The organism is Flaviaestuariibacter flavus, assembly GCF_004337505.1.
GTDB classification, from domain to species: domain Bacteria; phylum Bacteroidota; class Bacteroidia; order Chitinophagales; family Chitinophagaceae; genus Flavisolibacter; species Flavisolibacter flavus.
In genome coordinates this window covers 288945-308010 of the sequence record NZ_SJZI01000002.1, presented here as the reverse complement: position 1 = coordinate 308010, position 19066 = coordinate 288945, and the positions used below count along the sequence as shown (strand labels likewise).

Here is a 19066-nt window from a genome sequence, read left to right as displayed (position 1 = left end):
AAATGATGAAAAGGCTGTCTCGCGACAGCCTTTTCAATTTTTGGATCTCCGATCTCTGATTTCGGATTTACTGAATACAATATGAACCATATTCTGATTAACATACCCGCCGAACCCGCCCAGCAGGAAGTTGCCATCGGGCTGCTATCCGAGATAGCTACCGGCTTCGAGCAGCAGGACGACCGCATACTCGCCTATATTGAAGAGGGCTCCGTTTCGCATGAAGATGTCACGGAGATCCTTCGCGGCTTTTCGTACAGCACCGAGGTGATCGGAGCGCGCAACTGGAATGCCGAGTGGGAGAAAAACTTCCCGCCGGTGATCGTCAACGACTTCGTGGCGGTGCGGGCGCATTTTCACGAGCCGATTAAAAGCGTGAAGCACGAGCTAGTGATCACACCGAAAATGAGTTTCGGTACCGGCCACCACGCCACCACCTGGCAGGTGATGCAGGCGATGGAGACCGTCGACTTCAAAGACAAGACGGTGTTTGACTTCGGCACCGGCACCGGTGTGCTGGCCATACTGGCGGAAAAGCTCGGCGCTGCGTCCGTGCTTGCGATCGATAACGACCCCTGGAGCATCGAAAACGCCGAAGAGAACTGCGAACGGAACGGATGTACCCGTGTTGAAGTAAAGCTGAGCTCCGTGCTGCCGGAGGCGGGGCAGTACGATGTGATCATTGCCAATATCAACCGCAACGTGCTGCTGCAACACGTTGATCAGCTGGCGCGGATCAATGTGCCGGGCGGTTATTTACTGCTGAGCGGACTGCTTGTGGAAGACCGGCCGGTTATTGAAGAGGCGTACAGTGAAAAAGGATATGAGCCTCACCGTTATACGGAAAAAAATGGGTGGATTTCCTTAGGCTTCGTTAACAAATTATAAAGGAACGGCCGTATTTAACACCCGCATGCCGGCCGATTGCCCTAAATTTGGCCGCACTTCAACCTGTCGCACATGAATGAACTATTGGTGATCCTGGTCGCCTACATGCTTGGGAGCATTCCCACGGCGGTATGGACCAGCAGGCATTTTTTCAACATCGACATCCGCGACTACGGTAGCGGCAATTCCGGTGCTACCAATACCTATCGCGTGCTCGGCCCGAAATGGGGCACTTTTGTGATGATCGTGGATATGATTAAAGCGATTGTCGCCGTCAAGCTCGTCTTTTTCCTTCCGGCCGCTTTTCACGACGACCTGTACCTGGTGAACATGCAGCTCGGCCTTGGTCTTGCCGCTGTGCTCGGCCATATCTTCCCGGTGTGGGCGAATTTCAGGGGCGGAAAGGGAGTCGCATCGCTCTTCGGGATGGTGCTCGGGATTCAGCCGAATGTGGCTTTGTGTTGCGTCGGCATTTTTATCCTCGTACTTTACCTCACCCGCTGGGTATCGCTGAGCTCAATTCTTGCGTCTGTGGCCTTCCCGATCTTTATCCTTTTCATCTTCAACGAACCGGAACACCTGTACCGCATCTTCGCTGTTACGGTGGGAATGCTCGTTTTACTGACGCATCAAAAGAACATCGGGCGTATCCTGAAAGGCAACGAAAACAAGGTTCCGATCCTGAAGCACCGCGACCGGCGCCAGGGCCGCCGGCACCTCGGCAAGTAAGCCCAACCTTAAATGATTTGTTATACCAACGTCCTGCTGCCTGCGGGACGTTTGTTTTTTGGCTGTGTTGGTATCATCTTTGACCCAGACTAAAAAAATGACACGTATGAAGATCCTTAAGACCGTATCGGCCTTTATCATCGGCTCGGCTATGATCATCGGTTGCTCGCGCAACCCTATTACCGGGCGCAACCAGCTCAGCCTCGTGAGCGAATCGGAACTGCAGCAAATGGGTAACCAGCAATACCGCCAGTTTCTCAGCGAAAACAAAGTGGTCAGCCCCTCCGCCGACCGCGACGCAGAAATGGTGCGCCGGGTGGGCCAGCGGGTGGTAAACGCCATTACTACTTATCACCGTCAGAAAGGAATCATGGATCGTCTGGAAGGCTATAAGTGGGAATACAACCTCGTTTCCGACAACCAGATCAACGCCTGGTGTATGCCGGGAGGCAAAATCGTCGTTTATACCGGCCTGCTCCCGGTTACCCGCAATGAAGCGGCGCTTGCCGCGGTAATGGGCCACGAGATCTCGCACGCGCTTTTCCAGCACGGTAACGAGCGAATGAGCCAGGGCATGGTGCAGCAGGGCCTGGGTTCTGCGCTTTCGCTTGCCCTTTCCAACCGCCCCGCTGAAACCCAGAACATCTTCCTTCAGGCTTACGGCGTAGGTTCTACCGTATTAGGCACCCTGCCGTTCTCCCGCAAGCAGGAGTCGGAGGCTGACCATTATGGACTGATCTGGATGGCGATGGCCGGCTACAATCCCAACGAAGCTGTTGCCCTTTGGGAGCGCATGGCGCAGGTTGGTGGATCGAAGCCGCCGCAGATCCTGAGCAGCCACCCTTCGGATGAAACGCGTATCCGCCAGATCCGCGAATGGCTGCCCGAAGCCATGAAATATTACAAACCGATGGGAAAATAGACCTCGGGAAAACCCTTACCAGAGGCCTATTTCCGGCTTTCAACGCGCTAAAACCCCGCTCCGGCGGGGTTTTTCTGTGTTTCGCCTTGGCAAATTGCCGTATTATAGGTACTTTTGCACATCCGTAACCCGGAAAACCAACGCCCAATTCGTTAACTGCTTGTTCACAAAACGGAAAACAATTATGTCCCAAACAATTGTAGAAAAGTTACAGTTAAAGAACGAAAAGACGATCTTGATCCAGGGCCTTCCGTCTTCCATCGAAAAGCAATTTGCCAAAGTTTCCTTTGCCAAGAATCTCACTCCGCTGCTCCGCTCGCGGAAACTTGATTTTGCACTGATTTTCGTCGTGAATGAAACACAGCTCAATAATATCCTCCAGGATATTATGCCGGCTGTAAAGGAAGAAACCCGTCTTTGGGTAGCCCACCCAAAGAGCACCTCCAAGATCGCTACGGACCTCAACCGCGAAAGCAGCTGGAACAAGCTGGTAGCAGCCGGTTACGAGAGCTCGGAGCAAGTGACGCTCGACCACGTATGGAACGCTGTCAATTTCCGGAAAGCCGAAACCCTTTCGGTGATCGAGGAAGTGGCGATTGTAGACGAGGTTGTCGCCAAGCCGACCCGGAAGCGTAAAGTTGTTACTGCCTGATTATTAATTAGAAAGCATTTTTGAGAGCCCCCGAACAGGGGGCTTTTTCATTGTGGATTAATCAGCCGGCTCATCCCTGAGTGGGGGGTAGCGGAAAAAAATCCACAGCGGCAGGCGGCCGAAGCCCGCTGGTTTTGTATTTACCGGGGTGCATACGGTGGCACACTAATAGTACATATAAAGACATGATTACAAACACTCCAACTGCCGCCTGGCCACATATCAGCAATATTGACCTCATCTGCTTTTCGCATCTGCGTTGGAACTTTGTTTACCAGCGGCCGCAACACCTGCTCAGTCGCTTCGCGCAACACACGCGGGTGTTTTTCGTGGAAGAACCGATCTTTCATGACGGCGCCAATCGCCTCCAGATCAGCGAGTCGGCCAATAACGTTTATATCATCGTACCGCACCTCCAACACGGGCTTTCCGAGCAAGCCGTGCTTCAAAGCCAGCGCGAGCTGCTCAACGACCTGATTTCGGTTATGGAGATCAACCAGTATTTCTGCTGGTATTACACACCGATGGCGCTGCCTTTCAGCGACCACCTGGAGCCCACCGTTACGGTGTATGATTGCATGGACGAGCTTTCTGCCTTTAAGTTTGCCCCGCCCGCCCTCAAAGACAATGAGCAGCGGCTCCTGAAGCGCGCCGATGTTGTATTTACAGGAGGTTACAGCATCTACGAAGCCAAGCAGCATACCCATGCCCATATCTATCCTTTCCCCAGCAGCATCGACCGCGAGCATTTCGCCCGGGCGCGCAGCATCAGTGCCGACACGGCCGACCAGGCCGGCATCCCGCACCCGCGTTTCGGCTTTTACGGGGTAATCGACGAGCGCTTCGACATCGATATGATCGCCGAAGCCGCTACACAGCGTCCCGACTGGCAGTTTGTGCTGATCGGCCCCGTAGTGAAGATCGACCCGGCCACGCTGCCGCGCAATAACAATATCCACTACCTCGGCGGCAAAGATTACAAGGAACTCCCGCATTACCTGGCGGGCTGGGATGTAGCCGTGATCCCTTTCGCACAAAACGAATCCACGCGTTATATCAGCCCCACAAAAACCCCCGAATACCTCGCCGCAGGCAAGCCGGTGATCTCTACACCGATACGAGATGTGGTGTCGCCCTACGGTGACAACAAGCTCGTGCACATCGCCGGCACCGCGGAAGAATTCATCCGCTGCGGTGACGAGATCCTGGCATCCGCCGACCGCGAGTCCTGGCTGAAGCAGGTAGATGCATTCCTGGCCGGCAACTCCTGGGACCGCACCTGGAGCGAGATGACACAACACATCGAAAACCGGATCAAAGCCCGGAAGACGCACAGCACCCCGACGGCGTCGGGTACCAGTTACGTGTCTACCGAATCGATCTGATCGCGGCGCCCGGCCTCCTTGCGCCGGGCTTTCTTTTACGAACATATTTTGCATGGCAGAGGAGACACCTGGTTTGGCTGTATGGGGCGGCATGGAGTGTACGATCAACCGCGTATGCGACGAGTATTTCGACCAGTTTGCACTGGGTAACGTTTATGCACAACCGGCAAGTGAGTCAATAGCAGACCTCGGCATCAGCAAGCTGCGTTTCCCGGTATTATGGGAGCGGCACGAACCCACAAAAGGTGTGGCCGGTGACTGGTCCTTTACAGACGGGCAGCTGAACTATTACCGGAGCCGTGGCATCGACATCATCGCAACCCTGGTACACCATGGCAGCGGCCCCTCGTTTACGGGCCTGCTTGATCCTGACTTCCCGCACCTGCTGGCGACCTACGCCCGGCGGGTGGCGGAGCGTTATCCCTGGGTCAGCCATTACACACCGGTAAACGAGCCGCTCACCACCGCGCGTTTCAGCGGGCTCTATGGGTTCTGGTATCCACATCATGCAAGTGATGAAAGCTTCCTGCGCTGCCTCCTGCACCAGCTAAAAGGCACCGTACTGGCCATGGCGGCGATCCGGGAGGTGAACCCCGCAGCACGCCTTGTTCAGACGGAAGACCTGGGAAAAACCTACAGCACGCCGCTGCTGCGGTACCAGGCGCGCTTCGAAAACGAGCGGCGCTGGCTCACGTATGACCTGCTCTGCGGACGGGTTGACGAGCAACACCCCCTTTGGAATTATTTCCTGGAGCACCGGGCAGGGGAGGAAGACCTGCGCTTTTTCCTGGAGAATCCCTGTCCGCCCGACGTTTTCGGCTTCAATTACTACGTCACTTCCGAGCGCTTCATCGATGAACGGCTGGAACGCTATCCACACCTCCTGCCCGGAGGCAACGGGCGGCAGCGCTACGTGGATACCGAGGCAGCCCGGGTGCCGGTATCAGAGCCGACCGGTGCCGCAGTGTTGCTGCGCGAGGCCTGGCGACGTTACGGGGCCCCCATGGCCCTCACGGAAGTACACCTTCATTGTCACCGGGAGGAACAGCTGCGCTGGTTCCGCTATATCCTGGAATCCTGCCAACAGCTGCGCGCCGAGGGAGTCGGCATTCACGCCGTGACGGCATGGGCGCTCCTCGGCTCTTACGGTTGGAACCGCGTGCTCACCGGCCCTTCCTTCGACTATGAACCCGGCGCCTTTGACCTTAGAAGCGGAAAGCCCCGGCCAACGGCGCTGGCACGTTATATCCGCTCAGTCGGCGATAGTCCGCAGGACGAGCACATCGCTGCCGCTCCCGGGTGGTGGCTCCGCGACACGCGCTATGTGGACAAAAGCGGCGACGAAGAGCGCTGCGGGGAGCCCGCCTTCGTAGGCCGGCCGATCCTGATCATCGGCAAGCGCGGCACGCTTGGAAGAGCTTTTGCTCGGGTATGCTACGACAGGGCGCTGCCGACGATCGTAGCCGGAAGGGAAGACTGCGATATCACCAGCGCGGCGTCTATCGCGGCGGCATTGGAGCGCTACCAGCCCTGGGCGGTGATCAACGCCGCGGGATATGTTCGGGTAGATGATGCCGAAGCGGATGCCGAACGTTGCCTGCTTGAAAACCACATCGGGCCGGCGTTGCTGGCTGCCGCCTGCGATGACCGGGGCATCCGGCTCCTGAGCTTTTCTTCGGATCTCGTATTTGATGGGGGAAAAGACGGCGCCTATGTTGAAAGCGACCGGGTTAACCCGCTTAATGTTTATGGCGAAAGCAAGGCGCTTGCCGAGCGCGACATGCTCGAGCGAATGCCCGAGGCGCTAATGGTGCGCACCAGCGCCTTTTTCAGCCCCTGGGACCGGTACAATTTCGTGCATTGGGTAGAGGAGCGCCTTGGCGCCGGCATCCGCATCCCGGTGGCAGGCGACCTGCATATTTCCCCCACCTATGTGCCCGACCTCGTGCACCAGGCGCTCGACCTGCTCGTGGACCGGGAAAAGGGCATCTGGCATCTGGCCAACCCGGGCCGCTACACGTGGGCGGACCTTGCCCGGAAAGTTGCGGAGGCTTGTTGCCTCGACGGGGACCTTCTGGACGTTTTTCCTGCGAAGGAAATGGGCTGGCCCGCCCGGCGCCCGCACAACAGCGTGCTGGGTTCTGAAAAAGCCTTACTCCTTCCTGACACGGGCAACGCGCTGAATCGTTACTTTGCAGAGAAGACCGCCAGCGAGGAATTGGTATACCCCTAAAAACGAATGCATGGCCCTGACGCATGACGACCCCAGGAAAGCTTTATCGGACGCCGCTTTTCAAAAAAATATTGCCGGAAAGGATACCGGGCTCTACTGGATCACCAATGGCAGGTTCACGGCGGCCATCACCAATTACGGCGCCCGGCTGGTGGCCCTGTTTGTGCCCGACCGCGACGGTAAGTTGCGCGACGTGGTGGTGGGCTTCGATAACATCGACGACTATATCCGCGACAAGGACTATCAGGGCGCCATCGTGGGCCGTTATGCCAACCGTATTGCTCGGGGCCGCTTCAGCCTCGACGAAAAAGAGTATACGCTGGCCATCAACAATGCGCCGAACCACCTGCACGGTGGCATCGTTGGTTTCAGCGCCCAGGTATGGGATGTTTTGCGGACAACCGACCAGGAGCTGGAGCTCCGCTTGCTGAGCCCGGACGGCGACGAGAGATACCCCGGTAACCTGCAGCTGACGGTCCGCTACTCGATCAGCGATACGAACGAGGTTTCTTTTGAATTTGAAGCGACCTGCGACGCACCTACGGTGCTCAACGTTTGCAATCATGCCTACTGGAACCTCAACGGGCAGGGGAGCGGCAGCGCCATGAACCATGAGCTCTTTATCAACGCCGGGCATTTTACACCGGTAGATGAATTCCTGATACCCACGGGCGACTTTGCCTTCGTTACCAATACGCCCTTCGACTTCAGCAAGCCCACCCGCATCGGGGAGCGCGTCGACGCCGATCACCCGCAGCTGGTTTACGGCGCCGGCTATGATCATAATTTCGTGCTCATCGACAGCGGCGATGAACGCAAGCTTGCCGCCGTGGCTACCGGCGACGAGAGCGGTATCCGGATGGCGGTGTACACCACGGAGCCCGGCATCCAGCTATATACCGGCAATTACCTCCAGGCGCTGCACCGGCTAAAATACGGCCTCAGCGACGAACGCCGCTCCGCTTTTTGCCTCGAAACCCAGCACTTTCCCGATTCGCCCAATAAGCCCGAGTTTCCGTCGGTGGTACTGTGGCCGGGCGAGGTGTTTCGCAGTCGGACGGACCATGCCTTTCTAACCGCTCCATAAGACCGGCGTCGAAAGCCAGGTATTACAATTTCTATTCGTCTTTTACTCAGGAAACGATCGAAGAGCCGTCACCAACAGTGACCACGATCGGCGTCAACTCGAGACCGGTGGCCTCCTTATACCGAGGTGCCAGCTCGCTCACCAGGGAGTCGATTGCATCTTCGCGGACAATATTGATGGTGCAGCCACCAAAGCCCCCGCCCATCATCCGGGCGCCAAGAACAGCGTCTTTTTCCCGCACGGCATTTACCAGGAAATCTAGCTCGGGGCAACTCACCTCGTATTCCTCGCTCAGCCCGCGGTGGGTGCGGTACATTTTCATTCCAAGTTCGGTCAGGTCGCCGCGTTTCAGATCCTCGCAGCCGGCCAGCAGCCGCTCGTTTTCCTCCACCACGTATTTGCAGCGGCGGAATACCAGCTCATCATTTTCCCGCACGCATTCGTTGAGCTGCTCCACGGTAACGTCGCGGAGGCTCTTTACGCCGGGATACTTCTTCTGAACCAGCGCAATGCCCGCCTCGCATTGCATCCGCCGGGTGTTGTATTCGGAGGATGCCAGCGAATGCTTGACGTTGGTGTTCAGCAGCAGCAATTTATAGCCTTCCATATGCAGGGGCACGTATTCATAATCCATACTGCGGCAGTCGAGACGCACCGCGTTGCCGGCCTTTCCGAACATGGAGGCAAACTGGTCCATGATGCCGCACAGCACGCCGGCATATTCATGTTCTGCCTTTTGGGCGATATAGATGAGCTCTTCGCGCGGTACGTTGGCTCCGAAGAGTTCGTTGAGCGCGAAGGCGGTGGCGCATTCCACGGCTGCGGAGGAAGAAAGTCCTGCGCCGAAGGGCACCTCGCCATCAACCACCAGGTTGAACCCGCCGAGGCGATGGCCGCGCTTGTGAAACTGCGCCACCACGCCGAGGATATAATTGGTCCACTGCCCCGGGCGCGGAGCAATGGTATCCAGCGTCGTGGAAAAATGGTCACCGAACTCCAGCGCCTGCAGCTCGATCCGGTCGTCACCGCGCCGTCCGAGCGCAACATATACCGCCTTGTCGATTGCAGCGGGAAGCACGAAGCCCTCGTTGTAATCGGTATGCTCGCCAATAATGTTGACACGGCCCGGCGAGCGGGCGACGAGGGTAGGAGCACCCCACTGTTCCTGGTAGGCTTTGGCCACTTTTTCCGCGGTGGAATTAACGTTCATCTGTAGGTCTTTTTATTCGGTTCCCGGGTCGCAAGCTACTGTATTGCAGCTGATCCCGTTACGCTAAAAAACCGGGCCCGGAGGCCCGTCTTGAAAATTCCTTTTTTCGTCGATGATTCGGCCGGTTTAACCCGATTTCAACAATCCTGCCGCAGCCCTTTGAAGTTATTTTGTCGTCTCAACTACAACAAAAAGAACTGACCCTTTACAGCCATGCAACCTATTGTATTGAACCACCCCCACCCGGATCAGGACCCTGAAATGAGCTACCGCTGGACCGTCGAAAAAGCCGCCGAATGGCAGCGCAAGACCGGTTGGCTGGTCGGCTGCAACTTTGTTCCCCATAATGCCATCAACCAGCTCGAAATGTGGCAGGCCGAGACCTTCGACCCCTTCCTCATCGACAAGGAGCTCGGCTGGGCTGCCTCGCTCGGCTTCAACACCGTGCGGGTATTTCTGCACCACCTGCTGTGGGAGCAGGACAGCAAAGGCTTCCTGGAGCGGATCGACCTCTTCCTTTCCATTGCCAAAAAACACGGCATCCGCGCCATGCTGGTGCTTTTCGATGCCGTATGGGACCCGAACCCCAGGCTCGGAAAGCAGCGCGCCCCCAAACACAACGTGCACAACTCGGGCTGGGTGCAGTGCCCCGGCTTTGAGGTGCTTAACAACCCCGACCGTTACGACGACCTGTACGAGTATGTGCACGGCGTAGTGAACCATTTCAAGCACGACGACCGCGTGGTGATCTGGGACCTCTACAATGAGCCCGACAACATGAACCTCGCTTCGTACAAGGACGACTACTATGTAAAGCACAAAGCCGAACTGTCGCTGGAGCTGCTGAAAAAAACGATCCGCTGGGTACGCGGCATCGGCCCCGACCAGCCCATTACGATGGCTCCGTGGCAGGAGTCGGAGAACTGGGCTTCCGAAAGCACCGCTTCGGTGCTGGATAACTACATGTTTACTCACTCCGACGTGATCTCCTTCCATTGCTACGCCAATAAAGAGGGGATGAAAAACCGTCTCGAGCAGCTGAGCCGCTTCGGCCGCCCGATGTTCTGCACGGAGTATATGGCCCGCCCCTTTGGCAACACCTTCCAGGAGATCCTGCCCCTCTTCCGGGAGCACGGTGTCGGCGCGTATAACTGGGGCTTTGTTGCCGGTAAGTCGCAGACACACTGCCCCTGGGACAGCTGGCAGACGCCCTACGAGCAGGAGCCCGAGCTGTGGTTCCACGACATCTTCCGCGCCAATGGCGAAGCCTATCGCCAGGAGGAAGTCGACTTCCTGCGCGGCTTTATCGCCGAAGCCCGTAAGGATGCGAAGAAGGTTGTGCTTTCCGCTATAGCCTGATGATTGATTGGACCTATAAAAAACCCCGACGGTAGCGTCGGGGTTTTTCTTTTCGGGCATGCCGGAACCGTGGAGTGTCGCGATAATATTTTTCCGTGGGTTCCGCGTTTTCCGCGCGCAAAAAAGGCAGCCATTCCGGCTGCCTCGTTATTTGGCGGAATATGATCCTTAGTTGCGGAGGTTGAATTTATAGAAGCCCTCGCGGTGGAGGATGCTCTGGGCCGGTACGAGCGTCAGCAGTGAGTCTTTAACCAGCTTTTCCACGAGGCGGATCTGCTCGACATCCTCGCCGGCCTGCGAGATCAGCCGGAGGCTCTCGATCTTCATCAGCGCCCGCTTGCTGGACTTCTGCGTCTGGCGCTCAAGCCAGGCGGATTTTTCGGCCAGGTACAGCTGGTGGTTACGGAAGTAGGCATGCATAGGTAGAAGATTTATTTAATGATTGGATTCGCTTGTTCGGAACAAGTTAAACCGGGTCATCTATAAATCGATCCTTTAATAGCCTCAACCGTCAATATCAGCGCTCAACCACCGGATTTTCGCGGTGAGTGGCCCGTTTTCTACGCCAGAGCTTCCATTTCATGGTGGCGGTAAGCTTCGGTCAGCCGCTTCTGCAGTTCAAAACTCATCGGCTGATAGTCCGCAAAGTGCATACTGAACTTTGCCCGTCCCTGTGTAATGGACCGCAGGGCTGACGAAAAATCGTGCAGCTCCGCCAGCGGCACGCGTGCGTTGATCTTGCGGAAACTTCCTTCGCTGTCGATGCCCTCCACCACGCCCCGACGGCTTTGGAGCTCACCCATTACGGCTCCGGTAAGGTCATCGGGGCACAGTACTTCTACCTGCTGCACCGGTTCGAGCACCTGCGGAGCCGCTTCCGGAAAAGCCTGGCGGAAAGCCATCATTCCCGCGATCTTGAAAGAGATATCGTTTGAGTCCACCGGGTGCATTTTCCCGTCAAAAACCGACACGCGCACATCGCGCACGTGGGAGCCCGTCAGCGGTCCCTCCTGCATTTTTTCCATGACACCTTTGAGAATCGACGGAAGAAAGCGCGCATCGATAGCTCCACCTACAATGCAGTTGTAAAAAGCCAGCTGCCCGCCCCATGGAAGCTCAAGCACTTCGCGGCCACGGACGTTGAGGCCTGCCGGGTCGGGCATTCCCTCGTACCACGGCTCGATTCGCAGTTGTACCTCGGCAAATTGTCCCGCGCCGCCCGACTGCTTCTTATGGCGATAAAGCGCTTCCGCGGACGAGCGGATCGTTTCGCGGTAGGGGATGCGCGGCCGGTCGAAGCGAACCTCGAGCTTTTGACCGTGCTCGATCTTCCACCGGGCCACCGCGAGGTGCATATCGCCCTGGCAATGCAGCAGCGTCTGGTGCAGCTCTGGCGACACCTCCACGATCAGGGTGGGATCTTCCTCGCGGAGCTGGTGCAGCGCGCTGGCCAGCTTTTCTTCCTCGCCCTTTTTAACCGCTTCGATGGCCACCGTCATATTGGGTGCGGGGAATTCGATGGGAAGCAGCTCGTAATTCTTCCCGCGGGCATGAAGCGTATTGTTGACGTGGGTGTTGCGCAGCTTGAGGGTCGCACCGATGTCGCCGGCGACAAGCTCCTGCACCGGTATCCGCTTGTTGCCCTCCATCAGGAACAGCTGGCCCAGCTTCTCCACAACCCCGTTCGATTCGTTCACGAGGTCCATGCCCTGGCGGATCGTGCCGCTAAATACTTTAAAAAAGGAAAGGTCGCCTACGTGTGCTTCGGATACTGTTTTGTAAATAAAAACGCAGGGAGGCGCTTCGGCGCTGCATTCGACTTTCTCACCCGATTTCGACACCGGTGCGGGCAATTCGCAGGCGCTCGGGCAAACATTATCAATGAAGCCCATGATGCGTCCCGACCCCATATTGCGCTCGGCGCTCAGGCAAAAGAGCGGGAAGAGCTCATGCGCGATCATGGCCGCACGCAGACCTGCCTTCAGTTCGTCCTCTTCGAGCTCGCCCTTGTCGAAGTAGTGTTCCATCAGCGTTTCATCAACTGCCGCAATCGCTTCCACCAGCTCGCGGTGCAGGGCTTCGGCGCGGGTTCTATCGCCTTCCGGAATCGGTAGCTTTTCGGGTTTCCCGCCGGTATCACGAAACTTATACAGCGTCATATGGAGCACATCCACGATCTCATGAAAGCCCGCGCCGGTCTGCAAGGGATATTGCACCATCACCACCCGCCGACCGAAATGCTCGCGCGCTTCCTGCACGGTGCGGTCGAAGTCGGCCTTGTCGTGATCGAGCTTATTGACCGCGAACAGCATCGGCGTGCGAAAACGCTCCGTGTACTGCCAGATGACATCCGTTCCCACTTCCACGCCACCAACCGCGTTGAGCAGCATCACACCCGTATCGGCTACACGCAGGGCGGATAGCACTTCACCAACAAAGTCGTCGTAGCCCGGTGTATCGAGGATATTGATCTTATACCCGCGCCATCGTGTATGCATCAATTTTGAGAAGATGGAGTTGCCGCGCTCGTGTTCGAGCTCGTGGAAGTCGCCGACCGTATTGCCTTCGGCGACGGAACCGCGGCGGCTCGTTAATCCGGCTTCAAAAAGCATGCATTCTGCCAGCGTGGTTTTCCCGGCGCCGGCATGGCCCAGCAGAACGATGTTCCGGACATGGGCGGTATCAAATTCAGCCATATAGCATTTTTTAGTTGAGCGTATGAATGCAAGTGCCCCGGCACGATGGTCGGGAGTGGGTACGGCCGAAAAAAAACGCTACCTAACAGTTGGTAGCGTTCACAAAATCGCGGAAGTCGGAACGGAGCTGCTGCAAGCCGTTCTCCAGGGTCAGAAAGGCGTCAAGCAGGCGTTCGTGCTGCGAATAGGTATCATTGGAAAGTTGCCCGCCGCCGTTGCGCTCAAAGCCGATCCGGCGTTCGTGCTGCTTGATCTCCTGTTTGAGATCGTGGATGTTTATTAACTGAATGTGAAACTGGTTATCGAAATGCTCCAGGTCTACGAGCTGTTCTTTAACGGTGTCCTTAGCCGAATCCTGGAGTAACTTTTTGCATTCCTGGAATTCGTCGCGGTAGTTGCGGAGAATCTGCCGCCATTCGGCTGTTTCAGAAGTGAGTTGTGCGAGATCGGTCTGAACCATGAGAGGGGTATTTTGAAGGGTTAAAAAATGCGTCTTCTTGTTCCTCACCGGTGCAATCAGGATGGTATTCTAAATTTACCAACTGCCCGGCCAAACAAAGAATTAGTTTATCAAAAAACATTTTCTTATATTTTTCTAAGCACAGCCGTAGTGGCCCGCCGCTTTGGTTCCCCGGAACTGCCCGGGAGCGGTTATCTTTGCGCTCCCCATGATTACCCAACAAACGATACAGGCGATACAGGACCGCGTGGATGTGCTCGACATCGTGGGGAATTTCGTACGCCTCAAAAGGAGGGGAGCCAATTACCTCGGGCTTTGTCCGTTTCATAACGAGCGCACGCCTTCTTTCACGGTGTCGCCATCTAAAGGCATTTACAAATGTTTTGGATGCGGCAAGAGCGGCAACTCGATCTCCTTCGTGATGGAGCACGAGAAGTTTTCCTACGTGGAGGCGCTGCGCTGGCTGGCCGCCCGCTACAATATCGAGGTGCAGGAGACGGCGGTATCGCAGGAGGTGCGGGAGCAGCAACAGACCGCCGAGAGCCTGCACATCATCAACACCTTTGCCCAGAAGTTTTTTGAGCAGCAGCTTTTCGAAACAGAAGAGGGAAAAGATATCGGGCTTTCGTACCTGCAGCAGCGTGGCTTCACCGAGGAAACGCTGCGTAAGTTTGGCATCGGCTATAACCCCGACAAACGCGACATTTTTGCATCGGCTGCGTTTAAGCAGAAATACAACCGCGAACTGACGCAGAAAGCGGGTCTCATCGCATTCCGCAACAACGATTGGGTAGATAATTACCGCGACCGGATCATCTTCCCGGTCCACAACCCGAGCGGCCGCGTGATTGGCTTCGGCGCGCGCCTGATCAAGAAGAACGACAAGGCCCCGAAATACATCAACACACCCGAAAACGAGCTCTATGTAAAGAGCCGCATTCTATACGGGATGTACTTCGCGCGGCAGGCGGTTGACAAGTTCGATGAATGCCTGCTTGTGGAAGGTTATACGGATGTACTCTCGCTGCACCAGGCGGGTGTTGAAAACGTAGTGGCGTCCGGCGGTACTTCGCTCACCACCGAGCAATTACGACTCGTAAAGAAATTCACGAAGAACCTCACCATCATTTACGACGGCGACGGCGCCGGCATCAAGGCCGCACTGCGCGGCCTCGACATGGCGCTAGAAGAAGGCCTCAACGTAAAGCTGGTGCTGATCCCCGACGGCGAGGACCCGGACAGTTATGTGCAAAAGGTCGGCGCCGTGGAGTTCCGGAATTTCATTGCGCACAACCGGAAGGACGTGGTGCTGTTCCAGGTGGAAGTGTCGATGCGCGACGCTGGTGACGATTCGGCACGCAAGGCGCAGGTCGTGAACCGCGTGGCCGAAACCATCGCCAGGATTGACAAAGCGGAAGACTTTACCAAGCAACAGGACTATATCCGTCAATGCGCGCAGCTGCTGAAGATTGACGAGGCCGGATTTACCAACCTGGTAAATAAGTTCATCCGCGATCGTATTGCCAAGCAGGAGCAGAAGGTGCCCTTCGAGGAAGCACAAACCCTGGCCGAGCAGGCGCAGGGCCCGGAACCTTCCTTCGACGACAATACGTTCCAGCTGCTGTTCCGCGACGAGCTGCAGGAGCGCGAGGTGGCGCGCGTGTTGCTGGAGCACGGGCATAAGAACGTTGATGGCCGCACCTTCGCCGAGATCATCCTGTCGGAGCTGCCGGAAGAAGAGCTGTTTGAAAGCGGCACGGTACTGCGTCTCATTCATGACTACCGCAACCTGCTGGGCCAGCACCGCGTTCCGGACAAGAACCTGTATATCTACCATCCCGATGCCGAGCTGGCAGCCTTTGCCGTTTCGCTCCTGCATTTCCCGCATGAGGAAAGCCGTTACTGGAAATCGGAACAGGCACAATCGGCCGGTTACCAAACCAAGCTGTTCCAGCTTGACTGGAACACTTTTCAGAAAACGATCGACCGTGAAAATTCCGACGAGCTTGGTAATTACCTGCTGACGCAGAAAGACACGACCAACGAGGAAGTGGAGTCGGCGGTGAATTACCTCAAGCTCCGCAAGGTCCGCAAGCTGATGCTGCAGAACCATGCCGACCTCGAGAAGGCTTCGCCCGAGCAGCAAATGACACTCCTGCTGACCCACAAGGCGCTTAAGGAAATGGAGCGCGAGCTTACGGAGAAGCTCGGGACGGTGATCATACGCTAAGTGCGGGAATCGACATTTCCGACTCTGGCCCGATTTTCACCCCTTTTTCAAAAAAACAAATGCGCACAACCGATGCTTTGCTGGGCGGACTTGCGGGTTCGGCCCTGCTGACGGCCACACATGAAACACTGCGCCGTACCGTGCCGAAGGCGCCGCGGATGGACCTCCTGGGAATGGAAGCCATCCGGAAGCTGCTGGCAAAGGGCCACCCAAACCAGCCGGGGACAGCCCGGCTTTTCTGGATCACCATGGCCGGCGACCTCCTTACAAATGCGCTCTACTATAGCCTGGGGGGTGTGAAGGCAAAGCACCCGGTGGTGCGCGGCACGATTCTCGGGATTGCCGCCGGTATCGGGGGCGTGCTGCTGCCGCAGCCCCTCGGCCTCAACGAGCAGCACAGCATGCGCACGGCAGCCACTGCGTTGATGACGATCGGCATTTACACACTTGGCGGCCTTGCGGCCGGGTTGGTGCTACGCCTGCTGCAAAAAAAACGGGAGCCGAAGCACCCGAACGCCGAGCTGGTGCTCTGATGTGGTAGTTTTTTGGTAGCGCAGCCGTCGCCCTGTGGCACAATTCATGATGCCACACCGGAAACTATTTTTATGTCAGGAAGAGGAGACAATAACAAGAAAGGCACATCGGGTGCCGGCGCCAGCAACCAGAGCGGCCAGGGCCTACCGCGCGAAGCCGGTAAAATGAATCATGGAAAGCAGACCGGCAGCCAGCCATCGCAGCCGATGGGCCGGGAGCGCGACCAGGATGCACATCGCAATACCAGTACCAAAGACAACAAGGGAGAAAGAAGCTGATCGGTAAAAGAATTTTTTTCGAATGCATTCTTGTATTATCTTCGATGTTGTAACATTGATTGTTTACCACTAAAACCTTTTTATGGCAATTACCTGGAAACTGGACCCTACCCACAGCGAGGTGCAATTCAAAGTTCGTCACCTGATGATCACTACGGTGACCGGTTATTTCAAGAGTTTTGATGTAGAAGTGGTCACTGAAAGCGACGACTTCACGACGGCTTCTGCGATCCGTTTTAAAGCCGATGTGGATTCGATCGACACCAACAACCAGCAACGCGATACGCACCTGAAGTCGGCCGATTTCTTCCATGCGGACGAGCACGGCCAGATCACGTTTGTTGGAAACAAGTATGAAAAAAGCGGCGACAACGCCAAGCTGCACGGTGATCTCACCATCCGTGGTATAACCAAGCCGGTTACGGTCGATGTGGAGTTCGGCGGCATCGTCGTTGATCCCTACGGCCAGACCAAAGCAGGCTTTACGGTTTCCGGTAAAATCAGCCGCAAGGAATTCGGGCTTACCTGGAATGCCGCCACAGAAGCCGGCCAGGTAGTCGTGAGCGATGATATCCGTCTCCTTTGCGAGATCCAGCTCGTCAAGCAAGCATAAATTTTATCTCGGATGTCAGGTGTAAGATCTCAGAAATGAGGTCTTACATCTGACTTTTTGCTTTTTCCATTTTATTCCTTATATCGGCAAGTATGCGGACCGCATGCTCCCGGGAATTCTCAATAAAAAGCCGGTGGGTGTTCATTCCACCGCAGATAACACCCGCCAGGTAAATCCCGGGCAGGTTGGTTTCGTGCGTTTCCTCATTGATGTGCGGCTGGCACACCGGTTCGCTGCCCACAGCGATCCCGAGCTTTCTCAGAAAGGGGAGGTTTGGCTGGTAGCCGGTCAGCGCCAGCACCCAATCGTTTTCCAAAATAACCGGTCCGTCGGGCGATTGTATTTCTACGGTATCCGGGGTTATCCCGGTTATTGATGAATTGAAATACGCTTTTATCGATCCTTCCGCGATCCGGTTGATGATGTCCGGACGAACCCAGTATTTCACCCGCTGACCGATTTCCGCTCCGCGCACCACCATTGTCACCGACGCACCCTTGCGCCAGCATTCAAGCGCGGCGTCAACCGCCGAGTTTTGTGCACCGACCACCACCACTTTCTGAAAGGCATAAAAATGCGGGTCGTCGTAGTAGTGCTTCACCTTGGGAAGGTCTTCACCCGGTACATCAAGACGAAAGGGAATGTCGTAAAAGCCGGTGGCGAGGATCACGAAACGCGCACCGTAGCTGCCTTTGCCCGTAACCACTTCATACCCATCGCCATCACGGCGCAGGTCCGTTACTTCTTCAAAAAGATGCAGGTTCACCTGCCGGTCCTGGGCTACACGCCGGTAATATTCAAGCGCGTCGGCCCGCTTTGGCTTTGGCTGGTTGGTTACAAAAGGAATTCCTCCGATCTCGAGCCGCTCCGAGGTTGAGAAAAAGGTCATATTGACCGGGTAGTGGTAGATGGAATTGACCAGCGTTCCTTTCTCGAGCACTACATAGGGAACTCCGTTGCGTTGTGCCTCAAGCGCACAGGCGATGCCGATCGGCCCAGCCCCGACGATCACCAGCGGGTAATTGCAATCCTTCACCCGGGCAAATTAGCCCTTTGCCAGATACAGGCGTTCGCCCTTCAGCACCGACACCGGGGAACCATCGGCAAGGAAAACCGAACGCGGCTCCGCTGCAAGCGGCTCCGCAAAGGCCGCTCCGTAAAGGCGCGCCACATCGCAACGGATGCTGTAATCGTGCACCCGGTGAACCCGCCAGCGCGGATGCTCCACTTTGTAGGTGCCGGTACACCTGTCACTGATCGTGGTATAGCCCCAGTAATGCTCGGTGATGAATGCCTCCGGGGAATCTTCCGCAGCCACCTCGCCGACCGCCTCGGCGTTTGCCCGGAGGTAATTCCAGTCGCCGCCCACGTGCCACTCGTAGCTTACCGAAATGCGATCCGCTTCCTGCTTCCATGAATGTCGCATCGGGTGGTAAACATAGTTTTCGCGGTAAAGCCCGTTGGCAACCCAGCAGATGGCCCGCCGCGGTACGATCTCCCTGAGAAATACTACCCCGCGCTTCCATTCATCGTCTTCGCGGAAGCGGACATAAAAGCGCAGGTTTACCTCTTCAAAGCGCCGGTGCCCGGGAATGGCGATGCCACGCACCCGTGTCTGGTCGAAAAGAAAACCAACCAGGCTTGCATAGCAGGTGCCGTCGTAGGTATCGAGCTCGGTACGGCAGGGGAGATAGGGGAGCAGCAACTTCGGATCGACGGCATAATTCGCCATGAGCAGGTTGCGCCATTCGGCGGTCAGGAATACGGGGGCTGCAGGCATCTTACAAAGT

General features: G+C 56.5%; 18 protein-coding genes. 12 read left to right on the top strand and 6 right to left on the bottom strand.

The window, feature by feature from the left end; translation table 11 throughout:
* Positions 1-81: 81 nt before the first annotated feature.
* The 7 genes from prmA to EPD60_RS01980 all read left to right on the top strand — a co-directional run bounded on the left by prmA (position 82) and on the right by EPD60_RS01980 (position 7896).
* A complete protein-coding gene (prmA, locus tag EPD60_RS02010; RefSeq protein WP_131446324.1) occupies positions 82-888 on the top strand; it encodes a 50S ribosomal protein L11 methyltransferase in 807 nt (268 codons plus the stop codon).
* Between the two features lie 72 nt (positions 889-960).
* Positions 961-1617, top strand: a complete 657-nt coding sequence (gene plsY / locus EPD60_RS02005; protein WP_131446322.1) for a glycerol-3-phosphate 1-O-acyltransferase PlsY — start codon at positions 961-963, stop codon at positions 1615-1617.
* A 106-nt stretch (positions 1618-1723) separates the two neighbouring features.
* The gene (locus EPD60_RS02000) at positions 1724-2539 is read left to right on the top strand and encodes a M48 family metallopeptidase (RefSeq protein ID WP_131446320.1); all 816 of its coding nucleotides are present in this window, start codon (positions 1724-1726) and stop codon (positions 2537-2539) included.
* Between the two features lie 184 nt (positions 2540-2723).
* A complete protein-coding gene (locus tag EPD60_RS01995) occupies positions 2724-3191 on the top strand; it encodes a hypothetical protein (protein ID WP_131446318.1) in 468 nt (155 codons plus the stop codon).
* A 185-nt stretch (positions 3192-3376) separates the two neighbouring features.
* Complete coding sequence (locus EPD60_RS01990; RefSeq protein WP_131446316.1) at positions 3377-4576, top strand: glycosyltransferase family 1 protein; 1200 nt, start codon at positions 3377-3379, stop codon at positions 4574-4576.
* Positions 4577-4628: 52 nt separating this feature from the next.
* Positions 4629-6809, top strand: a complete 2181-nt coding sequence (locus EPD60_RS01985; RefSeq protein ID WP_131446314.1) for a sugar nucleotide-binding protein — start codon at positions 4629-4631, stop codon at positions 6807-6809.
* Positions 6810-6819: 10 nt separating this feature from the next.
* Positions 6820-7896, top strand: coding sequence for an aldose epimerase family protein (locus EPD60_RS01980; protein WP_131446312.1), 1077 nt, complete (start codon positions 6820-6822; stop codon positions 7894-7896).
* 46 nt (positions 7897-7942) lie between these two features.
* On the opposite strand, the gene galK is transcribed toward EPD60_RS01980, so the two are convergent.
* A complete protein-coding gene (gene galK, locus EPD60_RS01975; RefSeq protein WP_131446310.1) occupies positions 7943-9106 on the bottom strand; it encodes a galactokinase in 1164 nt (387 codons plus the stop codon).
* A 228-nt stretch (positions 9107-9334) separates the two neighbouring features.
* On the opposite strand from galK, the gene EPD60_RS01970 reads away from it, so the two are divergent.
* Positions 9335-10465 carry a cellulase family glycosylhydrolase gene (locus EPD60_RS01970; RefSeq protein WP_165871370.1) on the top strand — a complete coding sequence of 377 codons (1131 nt, stop codon included), beginning with the start codon at positions 9335-9337 and terminating at the stop codon, positions 10463-10465.
* 168 nt (positions 10466-10633) lie between these two features.
* On the opposite strand, the gene EPD60_RS01965 is transcribed toward EPD60_RS01970, so the two are convergent.
* The 3 genes from EPD60_RS01965 to EPD60_RS01955 form a co-directional block, all read right to left on the bottom strand.
* Positions 10634-10885 carry a hypothetical protein gene (locus EPD60_RS01965; RefSeq protein ID WP_131446306.1) on the bottom strand — a complete coding sequence of 84 codons (252 nt, stop codon included), beginning with the start codon at positions 10883-10885 and terminating at the stop codon, positions 10634-10636.
* A gap of 140 nt (positions 10886-11025) precedes the next feature.
* Positions 11026-13161 (bottom strand): elongation factor G, encoded by a 2136-nt coding sequence (locus tag EPD60_RS01960; RefSeq protein WP_131446304.1) that lies wholly within the window; start codon positions 13159-13161, stop codon positions 11026-11028.
* 82 nt (positions 13162-13243) lie between these two features.
* Positions 13244-13621, bottom strand: coding sequence for a hypothetical protein (locus tag EPD60_RS01955; RefSeq protein WP_131446302.1), 378 nt, complete (start codon positions 13619-13621; stop codon positions 13244-13246).
* Between the two features lie 208 nt (positions 13622-13829).
* Between EPD60_RS01955 and dnaG the strand changes: the two genes are divergently transcribed.
* The 4 genes from dnaG to EPD60_RS01935 all read left to right on the top strand — a co-directional run bounded on the left by dnaG (position 13830) and on the right by EPD60_RS01935 (position 17276).
* A complete protein-coding gene (gene dnaG, locus EPD60_RS01950; protein WP_131446300.1) occupies positions 13830-15851 on the top strand; it encodes a DNA primase in 2022 nt (673 codons plus the stop codon).
* Positions 15852-15910: 59 nt separating this feature from the next.
* Positions 15911-16384, top strand: coding sequence for a hypothetical protein (locus tag EPD60_RS01945; RefSeq protein ID WP_207896518.1), 474 nt, complete (start codon positions 15911-15913; stop codon positions 16382-16384).
* Positions 16385-16456: 72 nt separating this feature from the next.
* The gene (locus EPD60_RS01940) at positions 16457-16663 is read left to right on the top strand and encodes a hypothetical protein (RefSeq protein ID WP_131446298.1); all 207 of its coding nucleotides are present in this window, start codon (positions 16457-16459) and stop codon (positions 16661-16663) included.
* Positions 16664-16745: 82 nt separating this feature from the next.
* Complete coding sequence (locus EPD60_RS01935; RefSeq protein ID WP_131446296.1) at positions 16746-17276, top strand: YceI family protein; 531 nt, start codon at positions 16746-16748, stop codon at positions 17274-17276.
* 43 nt (positions 17277-17319) lie between these two features.
* On the opposite strand, the gene EPD60_RS01930 is transcribed toward EPD60_RS01935, so the two are convergent.
* Entirely contained in the window at positions 17320-18312 is a 993-nt protein-coding gene (locus EPD60_RS01930; RefSeq protein ID WP_131446294.1) for a YpdA family putative bacillithiol disulfide reductase, read from the bottom strand.
* A gap of 9 nt (positions 18313-18321) precedes the next feature.
* Positions 18322-19056 (bottom strand): YqjF family protein, encoded by a 735-nt coding sequence (locus tag EPD60_RS01925; RefSeq protein WP_131446292.1) that lies wholly within the window; start codon positions 19054-19056, stop codon positions 18322-18324.
* Positions 19057-19066 lie beyond the last annotated feature (10 nt).